The 979-nt window shown below is 65.5% G+C and carries 1 protein-coding gene; it reads right to left on the reverse strand.

Annotated elements, in window-relative coordinates:
- Nucleotides 1–625, reverse strand: a 625-nt coding sequence (locus tag ACYVDE_RS24235; RefSeq protein ID WP_460504085.1) for an efflux RND transporter permease subunit, incomplete at its 3' end; no start/stop codon positions are given.
- Nucleotides 626–979: the final 354 nt, after the last annotated feature.

Genomic DNA, 979 nt, shown 5'->3' on the forward strand with positions numbered 1-979 from the left:
CGGGCAGGGCCACGCCGGCCGCGTTGAGGCGGTCGGGCACCACGCTCACCTCGTACTCGCGCACGTAGCCGCCGAAGCTGCTCACGTCAACCACGCCCACCACGCCAGCCAGCTGGCGCTTGATAATCCAGTCCTGCACATCGCGCAGCTGGGCCAGGGTAAACTGCTTTTCGTAGCCCGGCTCCACGCGCAGGGCATACTGGTAAATCTCGCCCAGGCCGGTGGTGATGGGGGCCATTTCGGGCCGGCCCATGCCGGGGCTGAGCTGGCCTTCGGCCGAGCGCAGCTTTTCGGCCACCAGCTGCCGGGTGAGGTAGGTATCGACGTCGTCGTCGAAAATGACGGTAATGACCGACAAGCCGAAGCGCGAAGTCGAGCGAATCTCCGTGACGCCGGGCACCGTGCGCAGCTGCAATTCGAGCGGCACGGTGAGCAACTGCTCGACTTCCTGGGCGGCCAGCGCCGGGCTTTGGGTGATGACCTGAACCTGATTATTGGTAATATCGGGAATGGCATCCAGCGGCAGGTGGACGGCCGAATAGCCGCCCCACGCCACCAGTGCCGCCACCAGCAATGCCACAAACAGCTTGTTGTGGATGCTGGCCGCAATGATTTTTGCGAGCATGAAAAATGAATTGGTGCCCTCGTGGGCCAGTGGCCGGCCGCGTCAATACGCGCGCCGCCCTCCTGGCCCCGCAGCCTGCGCCGCAGGCCCGCACGCGGACAAGAGTGACCCCTGGACGGCCCGGCCAATCGCGCAAGAAGCAGCGGGACGGAAGCAGTCCTCATCAGCACGTCAGCACGTGCCAATCAGCCAGGCAAAGACCAGGAAATAAGTTGATTACCCTCTTGCCCTAGCCGTTCGCGCACGAACCGGCCGGGCAGGAGCTCTCCCTCACGGACAACCTAGGTTACACTCGGGGCGGTTGCAGCAGGGCCGGGCCATGCGCGTCGGCGTAGCGGGGCCGGGCCAGCCGGG

It is taken from the genome of Hymenobacter agri (assembly GCF_054778495.1).